This is a genomic window from Nocardia sp. NPDC058497 (assembly GCF_042720195.1).
Lineage (GTDB): Bacteria > Actinomycetota > Actinomycetes > Mycobacteriales > Mycobacteriaceae > Nocardia.
Genome location: NZ_JBHXMY010000717.1, coordinates 1809 through 2654, shown reverse-complemented (window position 1 = coordinate 2654; position 846 = coordinate 1809). Strand labels below are relative to the sequence as shown.

At 73.2% G+C, this 846-nt stretch carries 1 pseudogene; it reads right to left on the bottom strand.

Annotated features, from left to right (window positions below):
• Positions 1 to 709, bottom strand: a pseudogene (locus tag ACFWPJ_RS29945) (hypothetical protein); the annotation flags it as partial.
• Positions 710 to 846: the final 137 nt, after the last annotated feature.

Below are 846 nucleotides of genomic sequence, written 5' to 3'. Positions count from 1 at the left end.
GCTGCGGGCTACCGCCGCAGCACTGGACCACGCCGACGACCGCGATCATCGGGTGGGTGGAGCTTTTGTGGTTGGGGGGGCCGAGTGACGGGCGCGCGCCCGACCGGTCGACGCGGTCCGGTTCGCTGTGCACGACCGTCCCGCGGAAGGCCGCTCCGGTGACCCGGTGTTCGAGCATGAGCAGCGGATCGTCGAACGCGCACTGCGCCTGCAACGCCTCCAGCGCCCGTTCGCGCTCCAGCAGCCTGCGCACCGCGCGGACGGCGGGATCGCGGCGGGCCTGCGGCGTTCCCTCCGCCACCTCGGCCGCGAAGTAGGAGAACGCGCCGCGGTCGTCGGTCCACCGGTTCTCGACGCTGGCGCCCGGCGGCAAGGCGCCCAGCAGCTCGATCGCCCGCCACATCAGCTGCCAGGTGGGTTCGAGCTGGCCGCGCAGGGACCGCTCGAGCCGTTCGGCGGCAACGGATCTCGCGGTGTCGTCCGCGGCGGCGTTGTATACGGCGATCAACGGGGCGAGCTCTTCGTTGTCGAAGCCGGGATCGGTGGCCGGGCCCGCGGGTGGTGATTGCAGCGGGTCTTCGGCGATGGCGGCGGCTTCGGCGCCGGTGAGTCCGCGTGGCGGGTCGATCCAGCCGAGCAGGGCGGCGAGATTGCCGTCCTCCAGGGAGGATTGGCCCGAGGCCCAGTGCGTCGACAGCACCGAGGTCATCGCGGGCAGCACCGCGGAGCCGGGATGTTCGGCGCGATCGCCGAACCACGTCAGCCAGCGACCGAGCAGCGGGAACGGTTAGAGCCCCCCGGGGTGGCCGCGGGGGGGGGGGGGGGAGAGCACGCACCCGGGAGATA